Source organism: Mesorhizobium sp. M1328 (genome assembly GCF_040318075.1).
Taxonomy (GTDB): domain Bacteria; phylum Pseudomonadota; class Alphaproteobacteria; order Rhizobiales; family Rhizobiaceae; genus Mesorhizobium.
Genome location: NZ_JAMYLO010000003.1, coordinates 24,030 through 40,253, shown reverse-complemented (window position 1 = coordinate 40,253; position 16,224 = coordinate 24,030). Strand labels below are relative to the sequence as shown.

17 protein-coding genes are annotated in these 16,224 nt (G+C 63.2%); 6 read left to right on the top strand and 11 right to left on the bottom strand.

The window, feature by feature from the left end:
* Positions 1–42: 42 nt before the first annotated feature.
* A complete protein-coding gene (locus tag NKH23_RS08625) occupies positions 43–951 on the top strand; it encodes a DMT family transporter (RefSeq protein ID WP_502908320.1) in 909 nt (302 codons plus the stop codon).
* Positions 952–1,147: 196 nt separating this feature from the next.
* Here NKH23_RS08625 and NKH23_RS08620 read toward each other — a convergent pair whose 3' ends face one another.
* Positions 1,148–2,002, bottom strand: coding sequence for a LysR substrate-binding domain-containing protein (locus tag NKH23_RS08620; RefSeq protein ID WP_352911520.1), 855 nt, complete (start codon positions 2,000–2,002; stop codon positions 1,148–1,150).
* A gap of 113 nt (positions 2,003–2,115) precedes the next feature.
* Here NKH23_RS08620 and NKH23_RS08615 point away from each other — a divergent pair, with 113 nt between their 5' ends.
* A complete protein-coding gene (locus NKH23_RS08615; RefSeq protein ID WP_352467176.1) occupies positions 2,116–2,523 on the top strand; it encodes a tautomerase family protein in 408 nt (135 codons plus the stop codon).
* A 141-nt stretch (positions 2,524–2,664) separates the two neighbouring features.
* Positions 2,665–4,887, top strand: coding sequence for an AMP-binding protein (locus tag NKH23_RS08610; RefSeq protein WP_352911523.1), 2,223 nt, complete (start codon positions 2,665–2,667; stop codon positions 4,885–4,887).
* 18 nt (positions 4,888–4,905) lie between these two features.
* On the opposite strand, the gene NKH23_RS08605 is transcribed toward NKH23_RS08610, so the two are convergent.
* The 4 genes from NKH23_RS08605 to NKH23_RS08590 all read right to left on the bottom strand — a co-directional run bounded on the left by NKH23_RS08605 (position 4,906) and on the right by NKH23_RS08590 (position 7,626).
* Positions 4,906–5,169 carry a hypothetical protein gene (locus tag NKH23_RS08605; protein ID WP_352911525.1) on the bottom strand — a complete coding sequence of 88 codons (264 nt, stop codon included), beginning with the start codon at positions 5,167–5,169 and terminating at the stop codon, positions 4,906–4,908.
* Positions 5,170–5,405: 236 nt separating this feature from the next.
* Positions 5,406–6,221 carry a CDP-alcohol phosphatidyltransferase family protein gene (locus NKH23_RS08600; RefSeq protein ID WP_023719846.1) on the bottom strand — a complete coding sequence of 272 codons (816 nt, stop codon included), beginning with the start codon at positions 6,219–6,221 and terminating at the stop codon, positions 5,406–5,408.
* Between the two features lie 3 nt (positions 6,222–6,224).
* Complete coding sequence (locus tag NKH23_RS08595; RefSeq protein ID WP_352615861.1) at positions 6,225–6,923, bottom strand: phosphatidylserine decarboxylase; 699 nt, start codon at positions 6,921–6,923, stop codon at positions 6,225–6,227.
* 127 nt (positions 6,924–7,050) lie between these two features.
* Complete coding sequence (locus NKH23_RS08590; protein ID WP_352911527.1) at positions 7,051–7,626, bottom strand: DMP19 family protein; 576 nt, start codon at positions 7,624–7,626, stop codon at positions 7,051–7,053.
* A gap of 436 nt (positions 7,627–8,062) precedes the next feature.
* Between NKH23_RS08590 and NKH23_RS08585 the strand changes: the two genes are divergently transcribed.
* Positions 8,063–8,893: an SMP-30/gluconolactonase/LRE family protein gene (locus NKH23_RS08585; RefSeq protein WP_352977794.1), complete on the top strand. Its 831-nt coding sequence runs from the start codon at positions 8,063–8,065 to the stop codon at positions 8,891–8,893.
* Between the two features lie 5 nt (positions 8,894–8,898).
* Here NKH23_RS08585 and NKH23_RS08580 read toward each other — a convergent pair whose 3' ends face one another.
* The 4 genes from NKH23_RS08580 to NKH23_RS08565 all read right to left on the bottom strand — a co-directional run bounded on the left by NKH23_RS08580 (position 8,899) and on the right by NKH23_RS08565 (position 13,106).
* Positions 8,899–9,246, bottom strand: a complete 348-nt coding sequence (locus tag NKH23_RS08580; RefSeq protein ID WP_352717518.1) for an antibiotic biosynthesis monooxygenase — start codon at positions 9,244–9,246, stop codon at positions 8,899–8,901.
* A gap of 88 nt (positions 9,247–9,334) precedes the next feature.
* Positions 9,335–11,221, bottom strand: a complete 1,887-nt coding sequence (locus NKH23_RS08575; RefSeq protein ID WP_292662189.1) for an ABCB family ABC transporter ATP-binding protein/permease — start codon at positions 11,219–11,221, stop codon at positions 9,335–9,337.
* A gap of 20 nt (positions 11,222–11,241) precedes the next feature.
* Positions 11,242–11,601 (bottom strand): ArsR/SmtB family transcription factor, encoded by a 360-nt coding sequence (locus NKH23_RS08570; protein WP_352911533.1) that lies wholly within the window; start codon positions 11,599–11,601, stop codon positions 11,242–11,244.
* A gap of 59 nt (positions 11,602–11,660) precedes the next feature.
* On the bottom strand, positions 11,661–13,106 hold the full coding sequence (locus tag NKH23_RS08565) for a LysM peptidoglycan-binding domain-containing protein (RefSeq protein WP_352911535.1): 1,446 nt from the start codon (positions 13,104–13,106) through the stop codon (positions 11,661–11,663).
* A 114-nt stretch (positions 13,107–13,220) separates the two neighbouring features.
* Between NKH23_RS08565 and NKH23_RS08560 the strand changes: the two genes are divergently transcribed.
* Positions 13,221–13,832 (top strand): LOG family protein, encoded by a 612-nt coding sequence (locus tag NKH23_RS08560; RefSeq protein WP_353034565.1) that lies wholly within the window; start codon positions 13,221–13,223, stop codon positions 13,830–13,832.
* Between the two features lie 101 nt (positions 13,833–13,933).
* On the opposite strand, the gene NKH23_RS08555 is transcribed toward NKH23_RS08560, so the two are convergent.
* Positions 13,934–14,821 (bottom strand): LysR family transcriptional regulator, encoded by an 888-nt coding sequence (locus NKH23_RS08555; RefSeq protein WP_352911540.1) that lies wholly within the window; start codon positions 14,819–14,821, stop codon positions 13,934–13,936.
* A gap of 118 nt (positions 14,822–14,939) precedes the next feature.
* Between NKH23_RS08555 and NKH23_RS08550 the strand changes: the two genes are divergently transcribed.
* Complete coding sequence (locus NKH23_RS08550) at positions 14,940–15,230, top strand: muconolactone Delta-isomerase family protein (protein ID WP_352490924.1); 291 nt, start codon at positions 14,940–14,942, stop codon at positions 15,228–15,230.
* Between the two features lie 56 nt (positions 15,231–15,286).
* Here the strand turns inward: NKH23_RS08550 and rarD are convergent, their stop codons facing one another.
* Positions 15,287–16,219, bottom strand: a complete 933-nt coding sequence (gene rarD, locus NKH23_RS08545) for an EamA family transporter RarD (protein ID WP_352911543.1) — start codon at positions 16,217–16,219, stop codon at positions 15,287–15,289.
* Between the last annotated feature and the right edge of the window lie 5 nt (positions 16,220–16,224).

Here is a 16,224-nt window from a genome sequence, read left to right as displayed (position 1 = left end):
CTGACACTATGGTGTCAGGACGGGGCAGAGTAGGCTGGTGAGATGACGGAATTGCTGGACATGCCAGGCACAGTGGAAAGCGCCCGCGAACGTACCCTCGGCATCATCCTGGTCTCGGCATCGGCGGCCGTCTTCGGCCTCACCGGCGTGCTGACCAAATCGATCCATGCCGACCCGCTGACCATTACCTGCTGGCGCGGCTTCGTCGGCTCGATCCTGATCAGCCTCTATGTGCTATGGCGCCGCCAGCGCTCCGGCGGTCGCGACAGCCTGCGGCTCGGCTGGCGAGGCTGGCTGCTGGCGATCGAAGGCGCGCTCGCCAGCATCGCCTTCATCTCGGCGTTCAAGTTCACCTTTGTCGCCAATGTCGCGATCATCTATGCCACGGCTCCGTTCGTCACCGCGCTGCTGGCCCTCCTGTTGGTCCGCGAGCCGTTCCGGCTGCAGACGCTTGCCGCCGCCGCCGTGTCACTATGCGGGGTGGCGATCATGGTCTGGTCCGGCTTCGGCACCGGCCATTTGTTCGGCGACGGGCTGGCGCTGCTGATGACGATCGGCAGCGCGCTCTACATGATCATGGTGCGCGCCTTCCGCGACACGCCGGTGGTGTGGGCGGGTGCGGTGTCGGCATTCCTTCTGTTCGTGCTCGGCTGGTTCGTCGCCGATCCGCTGGCTGTCTCGGCCAGGGACGCTGTGCTTCTAGCCACCTTCGGCTCCTCGTTCGCGCTGGCTTCGATCCTGTGGACGGAGGGCACCCGGCTTATTCCGGCGGCCGAGTCCGGATTGCTGGGTTCAGCTGAAGTGCCATTCGCGATCCTGTTTGCCTTCCTGTTCCTGGCGGAGATCCCGCCGGCAGCCAGCATGGTCGGCGGCGCCATCGTGCTTTGCGCTGTGTTCGCCCACGCCGGCCGCGACTGGCTGATGGCCAGGCAGCGCGCAGCGGATGCATGACCAATCCTCGCCGCGTCCGAGCGCGAGTTGGTGGTCCGATCACGAGAAATCCGTTCCTGAAAATAAATTTTAAAAGTCACGGAACCATCATAGGGCTCAGGCATTATGGCTGCGACGGGCCACCCCAAGTCCCCCCAAACCCCTCGGCCCGTCTTACTCAGAAGCCGACCGCAAGGTCGGCTTTTTCTTTGCTGGCTCAATTGGCCAAGGCCAGGTTGCCGCTGAACAACGCGGCCAGATCCTGCGCCGGCCGGTCGGCATCCTCACGCAAGCGGACGGCGAATTCGGCGACCGGCACCGGCGGCAGATCAAGATCGCGCGGCGCCTCGACGATGCCGGAATGAGCGAAGCGCGCCGTCCTCAACGTCAAGGCGATGCCGGCGTGCACCGCCGTGCGCAGGCCGGCAAGGCTGGCACTGCCGGCAGCAATGCGGTAGCGACGGCCGGCCGCATCGAGTGCACTGGTCGCCGCTTCGCGAAACCCGCAATGGGGATCGAGCAGCGCCAAGGGCAGTTCGTCGTGGCGGGCGGCCAGCCCGTTCTGTGAGCAAAGCCAGATCATTGGTTCCTTGAGCACACCGACTTCGTCCCGTGTCGGCACCTGCCGCATGGCAATGGCCAGATCAAGGGTGCCGGCCTGCAAAGCCTGCGCCAGTTCGGCGGAACGGCCGACGCGCAGTTCGATCCTGACGCGCGGATGGCTGACAGCAAAAGCCCTGAGAAGCTGCGGCAAGCCGCTATCGGCGAAATCCTGCGTGGTGCCGATGGCGACGCGCCCGTCGGCGTGCGCCCCTTTGAGGGCCAGCCACGCCTCGCGGTGCGCGGCAAGGATGCGACGCGCGTGAGCGATCAGATCCTCGCCTGCCGGCGTCAGGCCGCGCCCTCGCCCCTGCGGCACCAGCAGCGGTTCGCCGACAACATCCTCCAGCCGCTGCATCTGCGCGGTCACTGCGGACGGCGAGCGACCGACGATCGACGCGGCCCGCGCCAGGGAACCGCCATCGACGAAAGCGAGGAAAGTCTTGAGGAGGTCGGGATCGAACATCTGCATAATTCGATATTATCAAAGTGTTTATCAAAAACAATTCGATTTTTTTGATCAAAGGACGATGGCATGATTTTCTCGACGGCGAAGAGGCGCCGCTGAAACCGAGGAGAAGAAATATGCCGATCATCAATGTCAGCGTTACCGGCAAGCCCGATGCCGCTTTGTCCGCCGCCATTGCCAAGGAAGTGACCGAACTGACGGCCACGCATCTGCGCAAGGACGCGACGATTACAGCTGTTGCCATTTCCTATCACGACCCCGAGCACTGGTTCGCCGGCGGCAAGTCGCTGGCCGAGCATGGCGCCAACACGGCTTGGCTCGACATCAAGGTTGTCGACGGCACCAACACCAAGCTCGAACTGGAGGCGTATCTGCAGGCAATTTTCGCCGCATTCGGCCGGCTGCTGGGCAAGGTGCATGAGGAAAGCTACGCCCTCGTGCATGAAGTGCCTGCGGCCGCCTATGGCTTTGGCGGCAAGACGCAGGAATTCCGCTTCATCAGCGGAAGGATGAAAGCGGCGTAGCTGCGATAGGCAGCCGAGCCCAATTAAAGATAGGAGAGAAGGAAAAATGGAGCCGCATTGACGTTGATCCAACTTCGGCTAGGTTCTCACCCGAAGCGGCCACTGAAGAGCCGTGACGTGAGATCGTTGGGAGATGCGGCGATGATCCTGACACTGGCGCTGCTTGCGGGTCTTGTCGCGGCCTGTCTGCTGATCGGCGTGGTGGAGAAGTTCCGCCTCGGCCTGCGCTTGAGCCAGGCGCTGCTCTACGTGCCGTTCAAGCTCGCCTACCGGATCAGCGACGAGCGCATCAAGATTGCCCGCAAGTCGGCGGCCCCCGTCATCTACGTCATTTGGCATCAGTCACGCATCGAGCCGGCGCTGATGCTGTCGCTGCTGCCGGAGGACACGCTGCACATCCTCGATCAGGCTTCGGCCGGATCGCCGTGGCTGGAGCCGTGGCGCGAGCTCGGCCGCACCATCGCCTTCAACGCCGAGCATGTCTTCGTCAGCCGCAGATTGGTGCGGGTGCTGAAGGGCAAGGGCCGGCTCGCCGTTTACCTGCCGGATGCAGTCGAGCCCGACGTCAAGTCGTTTCGGTTGTTTCGCGCCATCACCCGTATCGCCATGCAGGCCGACGCCCGCATCGTGCCGGTCTTTGTTGCCGGCGCACGCAGCCTGCCGGCTTCGCTGACGCCGGCAGACAAGGCGCCGCGCCATTGGTTTCCGCAGCTGTCGATCAGCGCGCTGGAGCCGATGACCATCGCCGAGCTGGTGGCGCGGAACCCAGATCAGGCCTCCAACACCAATGCGCTGTTTGACCGCTTCGCCGAGGCCAGGCTTTTCGGCAGCGATCTCGATCGCGGCCTGTTTCTCGCCATGCGCGATGCCGCCGACCGTGTTGGCGCTTCGCACCCAATTATCGAGGACGTCATTGGCGGTGCGCTGAGCTACCGGAAAATGTTCATCGGCGCCAGGGTTTTGGGCCGCCGCTTCGAGGCAATAACAGCGCCGGGCGAAGCGGTTGGGCTGCTCCTGCCCAACGCCAATGGCGTCGTGCTGTCGTTCGTCGGACTTTTGTCGGCTGCGCGGGTGGCAGCGATGATCAACTATACCTCCGGCCCGGCGAGCGTCACCGCCGCCATCCGCACGGCGGTGATCCGGACCGTGGTCTCCTCACGCGCCTTTGTCGAAAAGGCCAACCTCGTCGACATCGTCGAGGCGGTGGAAAAGGGCGGGGCGAAACTGCTGTGGCTGGAGGATGTTCGCGCAAGTGTGACCGTCCTGGACAAGGCCGCAGCCGCGTTGCTGTGGCGCTGGCCGTTGCAGCGCCAGGATGCGGCCAAGCCGGCGGTGATCCTGTTCACCTCCGGCTCGGAAGGCACGCCCAAGGCCGTGGTGCTGTCGCACCGGAACCTTCTTGCCAATGCGATGCAGGCGGAAGCCCGCATCACTATCTCGCCGGCCGACATCCTGCTCAACGTGCTGCCGGTGTTCCACTCGTTCGGGTTGACCGGCGGCACCATCCTGCCGCTGGTCACCGGAGTAAAGCTGTTCCTCTACCCCTCACCGCTCCACTACAAGCTTATTCCGGAGGTGGCGCGCAAGGTCCGGCCGACGGTGATGTTCGGCACCGACACGTTCCTCGCCAACTATGCCCGCACCGCCAAGGACGGCGATTTTTCCAGCCTGCGCTTCGTCGTGGCCGGTGCCGAAGCGGTAAAGCCGGAGACGCGCCGGGTTTATCGCGAACGCTTCCAGGCCGAGATCATCGAAGGTTTTGGCTTGACCGAGGCCGCACCGGTGGTTGCCGTCAACACAGCCATCCACGGCCGCGACGGCACGGTCGGGCGGCTGCTGCCGGCCATGCGCATGAAACTCGAACCGGTCGAAGGCATCAGCGACGCCGGCCGGCTGTGGCTCGACGGGCCGAACCTGATGATGGGCTACATGACTGGCGACCGGCCTGGCGAGCTGCAGCCGCTCGAAGGCTGGCACGACACCGGCGATATCGTTTCGGTCGATCGCGAAGGCTTCATCACCATTCGCGGCCGCGCCAAGCGCTTCGCCAAGATAGCCGGCGAGATGGTATCGCTTGGTGCGGTCGAGATGCTGGTGCAGTCGCTATGGCCGGAAGAGCATCACGCCGTGGTGGCGGTGCCAGACAAGCGGCGCGGCGAGCGCCTCGTTCTCGTCACCACCGCCGACAATGCCGATCCCGACGAATTGCGCGAATTCGGCAAAAAAGCCGGCGCGGCCGAACTGATGGTGCCGAACGACATCGTCAAGGTCGAGGAGATCCCGGTACTGGGCTCCGGCAAGACCGACTATGTCTCGACTAGAAAGCTGGCACTCGAGAGGCTGGGACTGAGCGCAGCCGCCTGAGGTTTGCTGTCGAGAACTCTAGAGGACCACCACCGACAACAGCAGAATGGCGCCGACGGCCATCATCAGCAGGCCCGGCCAGTTCTGCGACAGGCCGAGAAAACGGAGCCCGCGCCGCCGCGGCTCCAAGGTTGGACCTGGTGTTGCGAGATTAGGCGTCGCACTATCCGGCGCGGTGGAGACAGCGGTCGGCTCACTGAGCCGCCCGCGCATGATGACTGCTACCGCCATATAGACAAAGCCGGCGACAGTCAGTAACACGCCAATGAGGATGACAGCCATTTCTCCTCGTTTTCCGATGGTTCTGCCGCCCGATGCGGCAGCTTGCGCGACGCTGACGACGTATCACGAGCAGCCGCTCAAACGAATCTACCGATACAAACGGTCAGGCGCCCAGCAAGTTCCGAAAACGCGGCGATGCCCCCACAGCGCCGCGTCCCCTGCGAGCCGCTCCCTGATCTAAACTGGTGACCCTTTTCGTGCACTGCCAGGCGCAGGAGGAATTGGCACCAAATCTGTCAGCCAATGTCCGAGGACGGCACCTTCTCGCCTTCGCGCTTGGCGCGTCTCGAATAGGCGCGCACGCTGAACGGCAAGAAGAGCAGATAGCCGGCAACCGAGGCCGTCAGCGTGTACCAGGGATAGGTCATCAAAAGCAGGACGTAGAGGACGACTGCGAGGATGATCGGCAGCACCCTGTCGCCTGGTATCCTGACGCTCTTGCCGGAATAGACGGGCAGTCTGCTGACCAGCAGGAACGCCACCAATATTGTAAAGCCGGTGGCAATGAAGGCTGCCAGGCGGCTGGGTTCAAGGCCAAGCCTGAGGAAGAACAGATAGAGCGGCAGCATCACCAGCACCGCACCCGCCGGCGCCGGCACGCCAACGAAATATTCGGTCTGCCACTGCGGACGGTCGAGCTCTTCGTCGAGCACGTTGAAGCGGGCAAGCCTCATCCCACAGGCGATGGTGAACAGCAGCGCCGCGATCCAGCCCGGCGAACCTGCCCTGTCGAGCAGAAAGGCATAGAGCACCAGCGCCGGTGCCACGCCGAAATTGACGATATCGGCCAGCGAATCCATCTGGGCGCCGAATTTGGAAGTCGCCTTCAGCATTCGCGCCAGACGGCCGTCGATACCATCGAGGAAGGCGGCGAGCAGCACCATCACCACCGCCGGCTCGAAGCGGCCCTCGAAGCCGAAGCGGATGCCGGACAGGCCGGCGCAGATGGCGAGCACCGTGACCAGATTGGGCAGCACCATGCGCATCGGGATTTCGCGAATGCGAGGGCCACCGCCGCCATGCGCCTCGAATTTCTTGAACGGCGGCGCCACCGGTCAGGAGACCCGCACGAGCGGCGTTGCGGCAACGCCGCCGAATTCCGCCAGCACCGTCTCACCGCCAACCGCGGTCTGGCCGACGGCGACACGCGGCGTCGCGGTCGAGGGCAGGAATACATCGACGCGCGAGCCAAAGCGGATCAGCCCGAAGCGCTCGCCGGTCCCGATGGCGCCGCCGGGCTCGGCCCAGCAGACGATGCGCCGCGCCACGAGGCCGGCAATCTGCACCGCGGCGACCGTTCCATTGGGGCTTTCGATGACCAGCCCGTTGCGCTCGTTCTCGGTGCTTGCCTTGTCGAGTTCGGCGTTGAGGAATTTTCCTGGCCGATGCTCGATCCTGGAAATGCGGCCACGCACCGGGGAGCGGTTAACGTGGCAGGAAAAGACGTTCATGAACACCGAGATGCGGGTCATTTCACCGCCGCCGAGGCCAAGCTCGCGCGGCGGCACGGCCGGGCCGACCGCCGAGACGATGCCGTCGGCAGGGCTGACAACCAGCCGGTCGTCGATCGGCGTGACACGCTCGGGATCGCGGAAGAAATAGGCGCACCAGGCGGTCAGGATGAGACCGATCCAGAACAGGGTCGAGGAGAAATAGCCCAGAAAGAGCGTCGCCGCGCCGAACGCAGCGATAAAGGGATAACCCTCGCGATGGATCGGAACGAACGCATTCTTGATCGTGTCGACGAGGCTCATGGGATGAGGACAACCTTGGTTCCAAGTCCGGCCTCAATAGCGGAAACACCCCGCGGTCGCAACGCGACAATGGGAGCGCTTGGAGGTGGCGGTCGTCGCCGTCTCAGAACGGCCAAGCGAAATCCACTCAGGCACCCGCTGCCGCCGCTTGGTCGAAATACTCCTCGAGCTCGCGCCGATCGGCCTCCGCCAAGCTCTCTTCGTGGGTGCCGCGTAGCACGCCGCCTTTCAGGGTCGACTGGAGGAGGAATACATGCTCGTCGGCCATAACCACCCAGTTCACAACCGCGCCGCCTTCCCTAGGCACGACCGAGTTCGCAGAGACGACAGCATCGGTCGGATCGAACCCGGCCCTGCGCAGCAAGAGGTCGACAGCGACCGGCGCATGATAGGCTGCGGCCAATTCGAGCACCGTTTCTATTGCCTGCGCTTCAACACGGCCAAGTCTCTTGCCGACGAGGGCGGTGCGTGCGTCGGCAATGACGGTGTCGAGTTCTTCGCCAGAATTATAGATGAACTGGCTATGGCCGCCATTGTTGACCTCAGCCAAATAGTCATCGGCATGACAGGCCTGCATTGCCTTGGGGCTGATTTCGGTGGAACGGTAAAGGCCTTGGGAGACCATGGCTTCGACGAATTCTCTGACGGCTACAATGAGACCGAAAGGATTGTCGGCCGCGTCTTCCACGACTGAGCGCGGCACGATCACCGAAGATGATGGCTTGCCTGGGAATGACTGCTTGGACCGAGCCGGTGAAATGGTCGCTGATCGCTGAAATTTCTTCTTGGCCCAGCGGGAAAATCTTTCGAACACGCCAAACGCCCTTCCTGCTTGCCACAACAGGATTTCTGCGGGCCAACGTGATTCTTGCATTTGACTTTCCCGTCCGCAAGCACCGGCCGGTTATACTTCATTGAAGAAGGATGAGTGGAGGCGCACGGCGCATCGCGCGGTTCCGTGCGGCTACTCAGGTCAAATATAAACGACGCCGTCGCCATCCTCATTGTCGGAACGCAGCACTCTGGCCCGTCCTTGGCAAGACAGCGCCTCTCATCGGCCTTTCAGCCATGACGATTTGCGCAAACCCGGAGGTTCTCGGCCCATGCAGGAATTAGCAGCTAGGCAAGTGCAAGTGGTGATGAACGGCTTGGCCTTCGGCGAGTCGCCGCGCTGGCACGATGGCCGGCTGTGGTTCTGCAACTGGGGCACAGGCCAGATCATCGCCGTTGACGCTCTGGGCAACAGCGAGATCGTGCTCACCGTGCCGGCCACCCTGCCCTACTCCATTGACTGGCTTCCGGACGGGCGCCTGCTTGTCGTCTCCGGCCGCGAAGGGCTGATCCTCAGGCAGGAGGCAGACGGAACATTGGTCACCCATGCCGATCTGAGACAATTATCAAAGGGCCCGTGGAACGAGATCGTCGTCGATGGACGCGGCAACATCTATGTCAATGGCGGTGGGCCTGCTCCGGCTCCCGGCCAGCATTTCGGCCCCGGCACCATCGTGCTGGTTGCACCTGACGGCTCGGTTCAGCAGGTGGCTGAGAACCTCGCCTTCGCCAATGGCATGGCAGTGACGCCTGACAACAAGACGCTGATCGTTGCCGAGTCCCACGCCAACCGGCTGACCGCCTTCGACATCGCTGCCGATGGCCACCTTTCCAACCGCAGGATCTGGGCCAATCTCGGCAACGGTTTTCCCGACGGCATCTGCCTCGATGCCGAAGGTGCGGCCTGGTACGCCGACGTTCCGAACCGGCATTGCGTGCGGGTGCGCGAAGGCGGCGCGATGATCGAAAGCGTCGATGTCGACCGCGGCTGCTTTGCCTGCATGCTCGGCGGCAGCGAGGGAAAAACGCTGTTCATCGTCGCCGCCGAATGGCGCGGCTTCGAACATATGATCAGCGATGCCCGTACCGGCCAAGTGCTCAGCGTCGAGGCTACTGCGCCGGGCGCCGGCTGGCCGTAGAGAGCTTACACCCCGGGAATCCGCTGATAGTTGGCAATATCGGCCTTGACGCCAAGTCGCGCAATGGTCTCCTGAGGATTGAAGCCGATGCGCTCATGCGCAGCCTTGATGATCGGCACGACCTTGTCGACAGCGGCCTGCCCTTCCCATTCGACAATGGTCACGAGGTTGAACTCGCCCGGCCCCGAGAATTGCTCAAGCAGGAAATCCTGGACGAACCCTTGCTGCTGGCGCAGCAATTCATGCGTCATCCGGACCTTGGCAAGAATCTCCTCGCGGGCGTTGGCCGGAACAACAAACTTGTCCACCCGGAATACGCTGCCGCCACTAACTGCCTGATTTATCTCACTCATATCGATTGTCTCCGTTTTCAACGACGCATCTTGCTGCGATCCAAAACGGTCTACGATCTCAACTTAAGTTGAGGTCAAGCACGAATTTTCAGCTCACCTCCGAGGTGCGGCGGCGGACGACGACGCCGAACTCGTCGCTTTCGCGGGCAATGCGCAGCCGCTCCTCGGCCTCGCTTGCCTCGCGCTGGCGGTCCCACATCGATGCATAAAGGCCGCGCTTGGCCATTAAGGCGGCATGGGTGCCGCGCTCGGCGATCTGGCCGTCCTGCAGGACGATGATCTCGTCGGCCGAAATCACTGTAGACAGCCGATGGGCGATGACGAGGGTGGTGCGGCCTTGGCTGACCAGGTCGAGTGCCGCCTGGATCTCCTGCTCGGTGTGGCTGTCCAGCGCCGAGGTCGCCTCGTCGAGCATCAGGATCGGCGGTGCCTTCAAGATGGTGCGGGCAATCGCCACCCGCTGCTTCTCGCCGCCGGACAGTTTCAACCCGCGCTCGCCGACCATTGAGCGATAGCCGTCGGGCAGCCGCTCGATGAACGGTCCGATCTGGGCCAGTTCTGCCGCCTTGCGCACATCCTCCTCGCTGGCGCCGATGCGGCCGTAGCGGATGTTGTAGGCGATGGTGTCGTTAAACAGCACCGTGTCCTGCGGCACCATGCCGATGGCGGCGCGCAAGCTCTCCTGCTTGACGTCGCGAATGTCCTGGCCGTCGATCAGAATCTTGCCGCGCTGAATGTCGTAGAAACGAAACAAAAGCCGCGAAATGGTCGACTTTCCGGCTCCGGAGGGGCCGACGATGGCCACCGTCTTGCCGGCCGGCACCTCGAAGCTGATGCCCTTCAGTATCTTGCGGTTGGGGTCGTAGGAAAAATGCACGTCACGGAACTCGACCTTGCCGGCTTCGACGACCAGTGGCTTGGCGCCCGGCCGATCGACGATCTCGCGCTTGACGTCGAGCAGATCGAACATGTTTTCGATGTCGGTCAGGCCCTGGCGAATTTCGCGGTAGATCATGCCGATGAAATTCAGCGGCACCGAAAGCTGCATGAGCATGGCGTTGACGAAGACGAAATCGCCGACGCTCTGTGTGCCTGCCTTCACCTCGAGCGCCGACAGCACCATGACGACGGTCATGCCGATGCCGAAGATGACGCCTTGGCCGAAGTTCAGCCAGCCAAGCGAGGTCCAGGTCCTGGTCGCCGCCACCTCATAGCGCGCCGTGGAACGGTCGAAGCGCTCGGCCTCCATGGCTTCATTGTTGAAATATTTGACTGTTTCGTAGTTGAGCAGCGAATCGATCGCCTTCGTGCTGGCTTCATTGTCGCTGTCGTTCATCTCGCGGCGGATCGAAATACGCCAATCGCTCGCCCTGACGGTGAACCAGACATAGAGCCAGACCGTGACCGCGATCACCAAGACGTATAGCCAGCCATAGGTGACGGCGAAGATGCCGGCGGTGAGCGCGAATTCGACGATCGTCGGCGCCGTCGCCAGCATGGTGAAGCGGACGATCGTCTCGATGCCCTTGGTGCCGCGCTCGATGACGCGCGACAGTCCGCCGGTGCGCCGTTCGAGGTGGAAGCGCAGCGACAGTTCGTGCATGTGCACGAAGGTGCGGAAGGCGAGCCGGCGCACCGCATGCTGGCCGACCCGTGCAAACAGGGCGTCGCGCAACTGGTTGAAGCCGAGCTGCACCAGCCGCACGGCATTGTAGGCGACGACCAGCATGACCGGCGCCAGCAGGAAGGCCGGCAGCGGCGGCGGCGATTTGCTATCGCCGGCCAGCGCGTCCGTCGCCCATTTGAAGAAATAGGGTCCGGCCACCAGGGTCAGCTTGGCGACAACCAGCAGTACGGTTGCCCACACCACGCGCGCCCTCAGATCGGCGCGGTCGGCCGGCCACATATACGGCCAGAGATTGCGCAACGTTCTGAAGGTCGAGCCGGAATCGGCGGAAACGGTTTTCTCGGCCATTCTTGTTTACCTTTTATATCTTAGCGGCCGGAGCAGCAGGAATCGACCAGCGCGGCTAACGATGCGGAAACATCGGCGAGCGCGGCACGGTCGAGTTCATAGCGCGAGCGCTGGCGGTCAGGCTCGAAGCGGATCAGCCCGGCCTCGACCAGTATCTTCAAATGCTGGGAAACGGTGGACTGCGCCAGGTCGAGATGCTCGACGACCTCGCGGCAGCAGCAGGAACGGCTGGCGGAAAGGTGTTTGAGAATGTCGATCCGCGCTGGATGCGAAAGGGCCGCGAGCTGGACAGCGACGGCGCGGCTATCCGGCGTGCAGTTGGCCGGCGCGTGTTCATCTGCCGCGCGGCGTCGGTCCGTTACGAGGGGGGATTCGGTCATCGTCCATCGGCGATAAACGTTGACTGGCCCTGCCGCAAGCTATCCTGATGGGCAGAACGCTACTCGGTCTTGGCTGGCGCCGTCGTCATTTGGTCACCCATTGCCTTGAGATCGGCGGGCTCGCCTTCCTTCGATTTCTCCGGCACCTTGAACACCTGCCCCGGCCAGATGCGGTTCGGATTGCTGATCTGGTCCTGGTTGGCGAGATAGATGGTCGAGTAGCGCATGCCCTGGCCATAGACCCGCCGCGAAATCCGCCACAGCGTGTCATGGCGGCGGATAATGACTGCGCCATCGGCATGTTCGAGCTTTGGAGCCACCGTCTCGGGAGTTTCGCCCGAAGGCGTTGTGGCGGCCATTTCGGCCGGGGCCTCGGTGGCAGGAGTGGGCGCAGTTGCGGGCGTTTCGGCGGCTGTTGCCGGCGTAGCCGGCGCGGCTTTGGTCGCCGGAGCATTCGGCTCGGCTGGTTTTATCTCGGCAGGCTTTGGCTCGGCGGGCGCGACGGCGGCAACCGCCTCGCCCGGCTCGCGCTCGAACGGCACGGCGGCACGAGCCACCACCGTCACCCCGTCGGCGTCGAGCGCGTCGACATGAATGGTGTAGGTGCCGACCGGAATGTCGCGTGTCGCTTCGACCAGGAAGTGGCGGTCGGGCGAGGTCTTCGCGTCGCCGAGCAGGATATCGTTGGCATAGGCGCGCACCTTGCGGCCGGGATCAGCGACGCCGGCAACGAAAATCTTGTTGCCGTCGATTTCGACGGCTTCGACGACGATCTTGGGCTCCGCCACGGGAGCAGCAGGCGCTGCCGGTGTGGCGGGCGCTGCCGGAGCCGGTGGGGCTTCAATGGCGGCCGGGGCGGCTGGCGCCGGCGCGGCGGCGGCCGGCAGTTCGGTGCCGGTGGCAGGCGGCGAGGCATCAGATTTTGCCTCAGGGGCTGGAACAGTGAGCAGTTCGGACGGCTTGCCCGGCTCCTCGACCATTGCCAGCACTTGGCCGGTGGAATTCTGGGGGATCGAAACGACGGCGGTCTGCGCCGAGGCGATCACGACATTGCCAGCCGTCGAGCGCAGCGTGATCGTGTAGTCGCCGGGCTTCAGCGGATCGTCGAGAATAATGGCAAAGGCGCCGTCGGGACCGGCCACCGTCGAGCCGAGCACAGTCGAACCGTTGAGAATCTCGACCTTGGCGTTGGGCGCCGCATTGCCGGCGACGACGATCGAGCCGTTGCTTTCGACACGCACGATATCGAAGGTCGGCACGATTGCACCTGCTGCGGCCGGGGCGGCGGGCGCTGCCGCATCGGTGGACGCGGCAGGCGCAGGCGGCAGCCGGCCCTCGGTCGCCGGAGCGGCCGGTTTCGAAGCCGGCGGCGTCAGCGCCGCGACCTCCGCAGGCGGGGCGGAATTGAGATACGGGTCGAGTGCGCCCGATACATAGGCGGTTCCCGCCGCGGCGACAGAGCCGCCAGCCGCGAACAAAAACGCCTTCAATGGATTAATTGCCATGTTTCCCTGCCCCTTAGCCACCTAATTTCGGTCTAGCCTGTTTTACCAAAGCCGACAAGAAAAAGCCCGCCCCAGGGCTTGACCATGCCAATAGTCCCTATCACCAATCATAACATGAACACGATTCGATCTGTCTGCGTCTATTGCGGCTCGTCCCCGGGCCGAGATGAGACCTATATCAAGGCCGGACACCTGCTTGGCCGCTCGATCGCCAAGTCCGGCCTGCGTCTGATTTATGGCGGCGGCACTAAAGGGATCATGGGTGCCGTCGCTGAAGGGGCATTAAAGGCCGGCGGCAAGGTAACCGGCATAATTCCACGTTTTCTGATCAACCGGGAGGCGACCGAAACCGCACTTAACCGGCTCGACGAACTCGTCATCACCGACAACATGCACGAGCGCAAACACAGGATGTTCGAGAAATCCGACGCCTTTGTGGCGTTGCCCGGCGGCATCGGCACCGTCGAGGAGATCGTCGAAATCATGACTTGGGCGCAGCTCGGCCATCATCGCAAGCCGATCGTCTTCGGCAACATTGGAGGGTTCTGGAATCCGATGCTGGCGTTGCTTGACCACATGGCAACGGAGGGCTTCATCCACACGGCGCAACGGGTCAAGCCGCTGGTGGTCGAGGACCCGGAAGCAATCGTCGCCGCTATCATGGTGGCGGGCTCCTCCGTAGATGCACCGACGGAGGGCGTGCAGTCGGTGATTGATAAGATGTAGAGTGAATGGTGAATGGTGAAGTACAAGACCTTCCGAACCGGCGCCTGTCTATCCCCTACTGACTATTCACTATTCACTATTCACTATTCACTATTCACTATTCACCCCTGCCCTACCGCCCTCCTTAAGTCGGCAATGACCGCACGCTTGTCCTGACGCCGCCAGGCGAGATGGATCGAGACCGTGCGTTCGAACCACGGCAGATCACGAAACACGATCTGAGGCGGCGCGGCACTCCGCAGGCTGGCCTGCACCGTCGCCAGTCCAAGCCCGGCGCTGACCAAGCCCAATGACGTCAACGGATCGGTCGTCTCATAGGCAATGTCGGGCAGGAAGCCGGCCTTCGCACAGGCGGCGAGAAATTGGCTGCGGTTGGTGTCGTCAGGCTGGCGCACCACCGTGATCCAGGTGCGTCCGTCCAGTTGCTGCGGCAGCATCTCCGCGATATCGGCCAATGGATCGCTTTCCGGCATCGCCAGAACCAGCGGCTCGCGCATGATGAGCATGGCGGCGATGTCGGGATCATCGGCAGAAGGAGGCGTGTAGACGAGGCCCAGATCGAGCGATCGTTCGCGCAGCGCTTCGATCTGCGCGGCGGAACGCTGGCCCTTCAGTTGAAGATGAAATTCGGGCCGGTCGCGGCGAAACTGGCGCAGCATCCGAGCGACAAGCCCGGCATGGACCGCGCCTTCGACATAGCCGATGGCGAGACGGCCGACCGTACCGCTGGCGAGATTGCGGCCGAGCTCCTCCAGCCGTCTTGCATGGGCCAGCAGCGCACGCGCCTCGGCAAGAAAGGCGCGGCCTTCGGGATTGAGATGAACACGCTGCCTCGCCCTCTCGAACAATGCGACGCCCAGTTGCTCCTCCAGCTGCATGATCTGACGGCTGAGCGGCGACTGCGAGATGCGGAGCAATTCGGCGGCACGCCCGACATTGCCGGTTTCGGCCACCGTGATGAAATAGCGGAGCTGGCGCAGGTCGAACATTGTTGCTCCGATGCTAAAGTCCCGTAAGGTCTCAACTTTAGCCTAATCAGTCTTGGACTGTCTGGCCAGTCGAAGCGAATATTTTCGCCATTCCAACGGCCAACATCAGGAGATTCCGATGCAGTTCTTTGCCCTTCTTGCGCGCAACACCGAAAAGTTCACCGACGCCGATTTCGCGCCACTGCTGCCTGGCGAGGCCGAGCAGCGCCGCACGCTCTATGCCGAAGGCGCCGTGCGTCAGGTGTGGAATCGAGGCGACATTCCCGGCAGCGGCATGATGTTCGAGGCCGGCAGCGATGCCGACGTGCGCAACCATCTCGCAACCTTGCCGCTGGTCAAGGCCGGCATGATGGACATTGCCGCCGTCGTGCCGCTGCAGCCCTATCCCGGCTTCGGGCCGAAGCGCTGAGCGATCGTGAAAGAGGCGGCTGCCGGCATTAAGACTGGCCAGCCGCCTTTTCTTCGTTAGGTGGCTCGAGCGGATGCGGCAACGATCTTGCGCGCCGAAGAAAACATCGACCAGGAGTACATCGCCAGCGCCGCCCAGATCAGTCCGAAGGCTATGGCCTGAACGGTGCCGAAGGGTTCGCCGAAAATCAGCACCGCGATCAAAAAGACGATCGTCGGCGCGATATATTGCATGATGCCGATGGTGGAGAGGCGCAGCAGCCGGGCGCCGAACGCAAACAACAGCAGCGGCACGGCGGTGACCGGACCGCAGCCGATCAGCAAGGCGGTGTCGTTCAGCGAGCTGGAGACGAAATGATCCTGTCCTGTGGCGATCAGGAAGATGATGTAACCGAGTGCCGGCACCGACAGCAGCAGCACTTCAAGCAGGAAGCCCTGGCTCGGGCCGATTGGCAGCGTCTTGCGGAAGAAGCCATAGGCGGCAAAGGAAAAGGCCAGCACCAGCGACACCCAGGGCAGCTTGCCGGCGTCGATGGTCAGCACCGCGACCGCGATTGCCGCCAGCACCACCGCCGCGATCTGCAGGCGGTCGAGCCGCTCCCCGAGCAGCAGCGCGCCGACAACGACGCTGACCAGCGGGTTGATGTAGTAGCCGAGCGCCGTCTCGATGGTGCGGTTGACCGCGATCGCCCAGACATAGATGCCCCAGTTGACCGAGATCAGCGCCGCCGTCAGCACCGCCATCGAAATGATGCGCGGCGAACGAACTGCCGCTTTGAAATCGGCAGTGCGGCCGGCCCAGACCAGGACAGCGGCCGCGATTGGCACCGACCAGACGATGCGGTGGGCGATGACTTCGGCCAGCGGCAGATGCGCGACAGCCTTCATGTAGAAGGGCAGCAGCCCCCAAAGCAGGTAGGCCCCGAGCGCCAGCAGGAAGCCGCGACGAGCTTTGGTATCGGCCTCGATTTGAAGTGCTTGGGTAGCCATGGCCC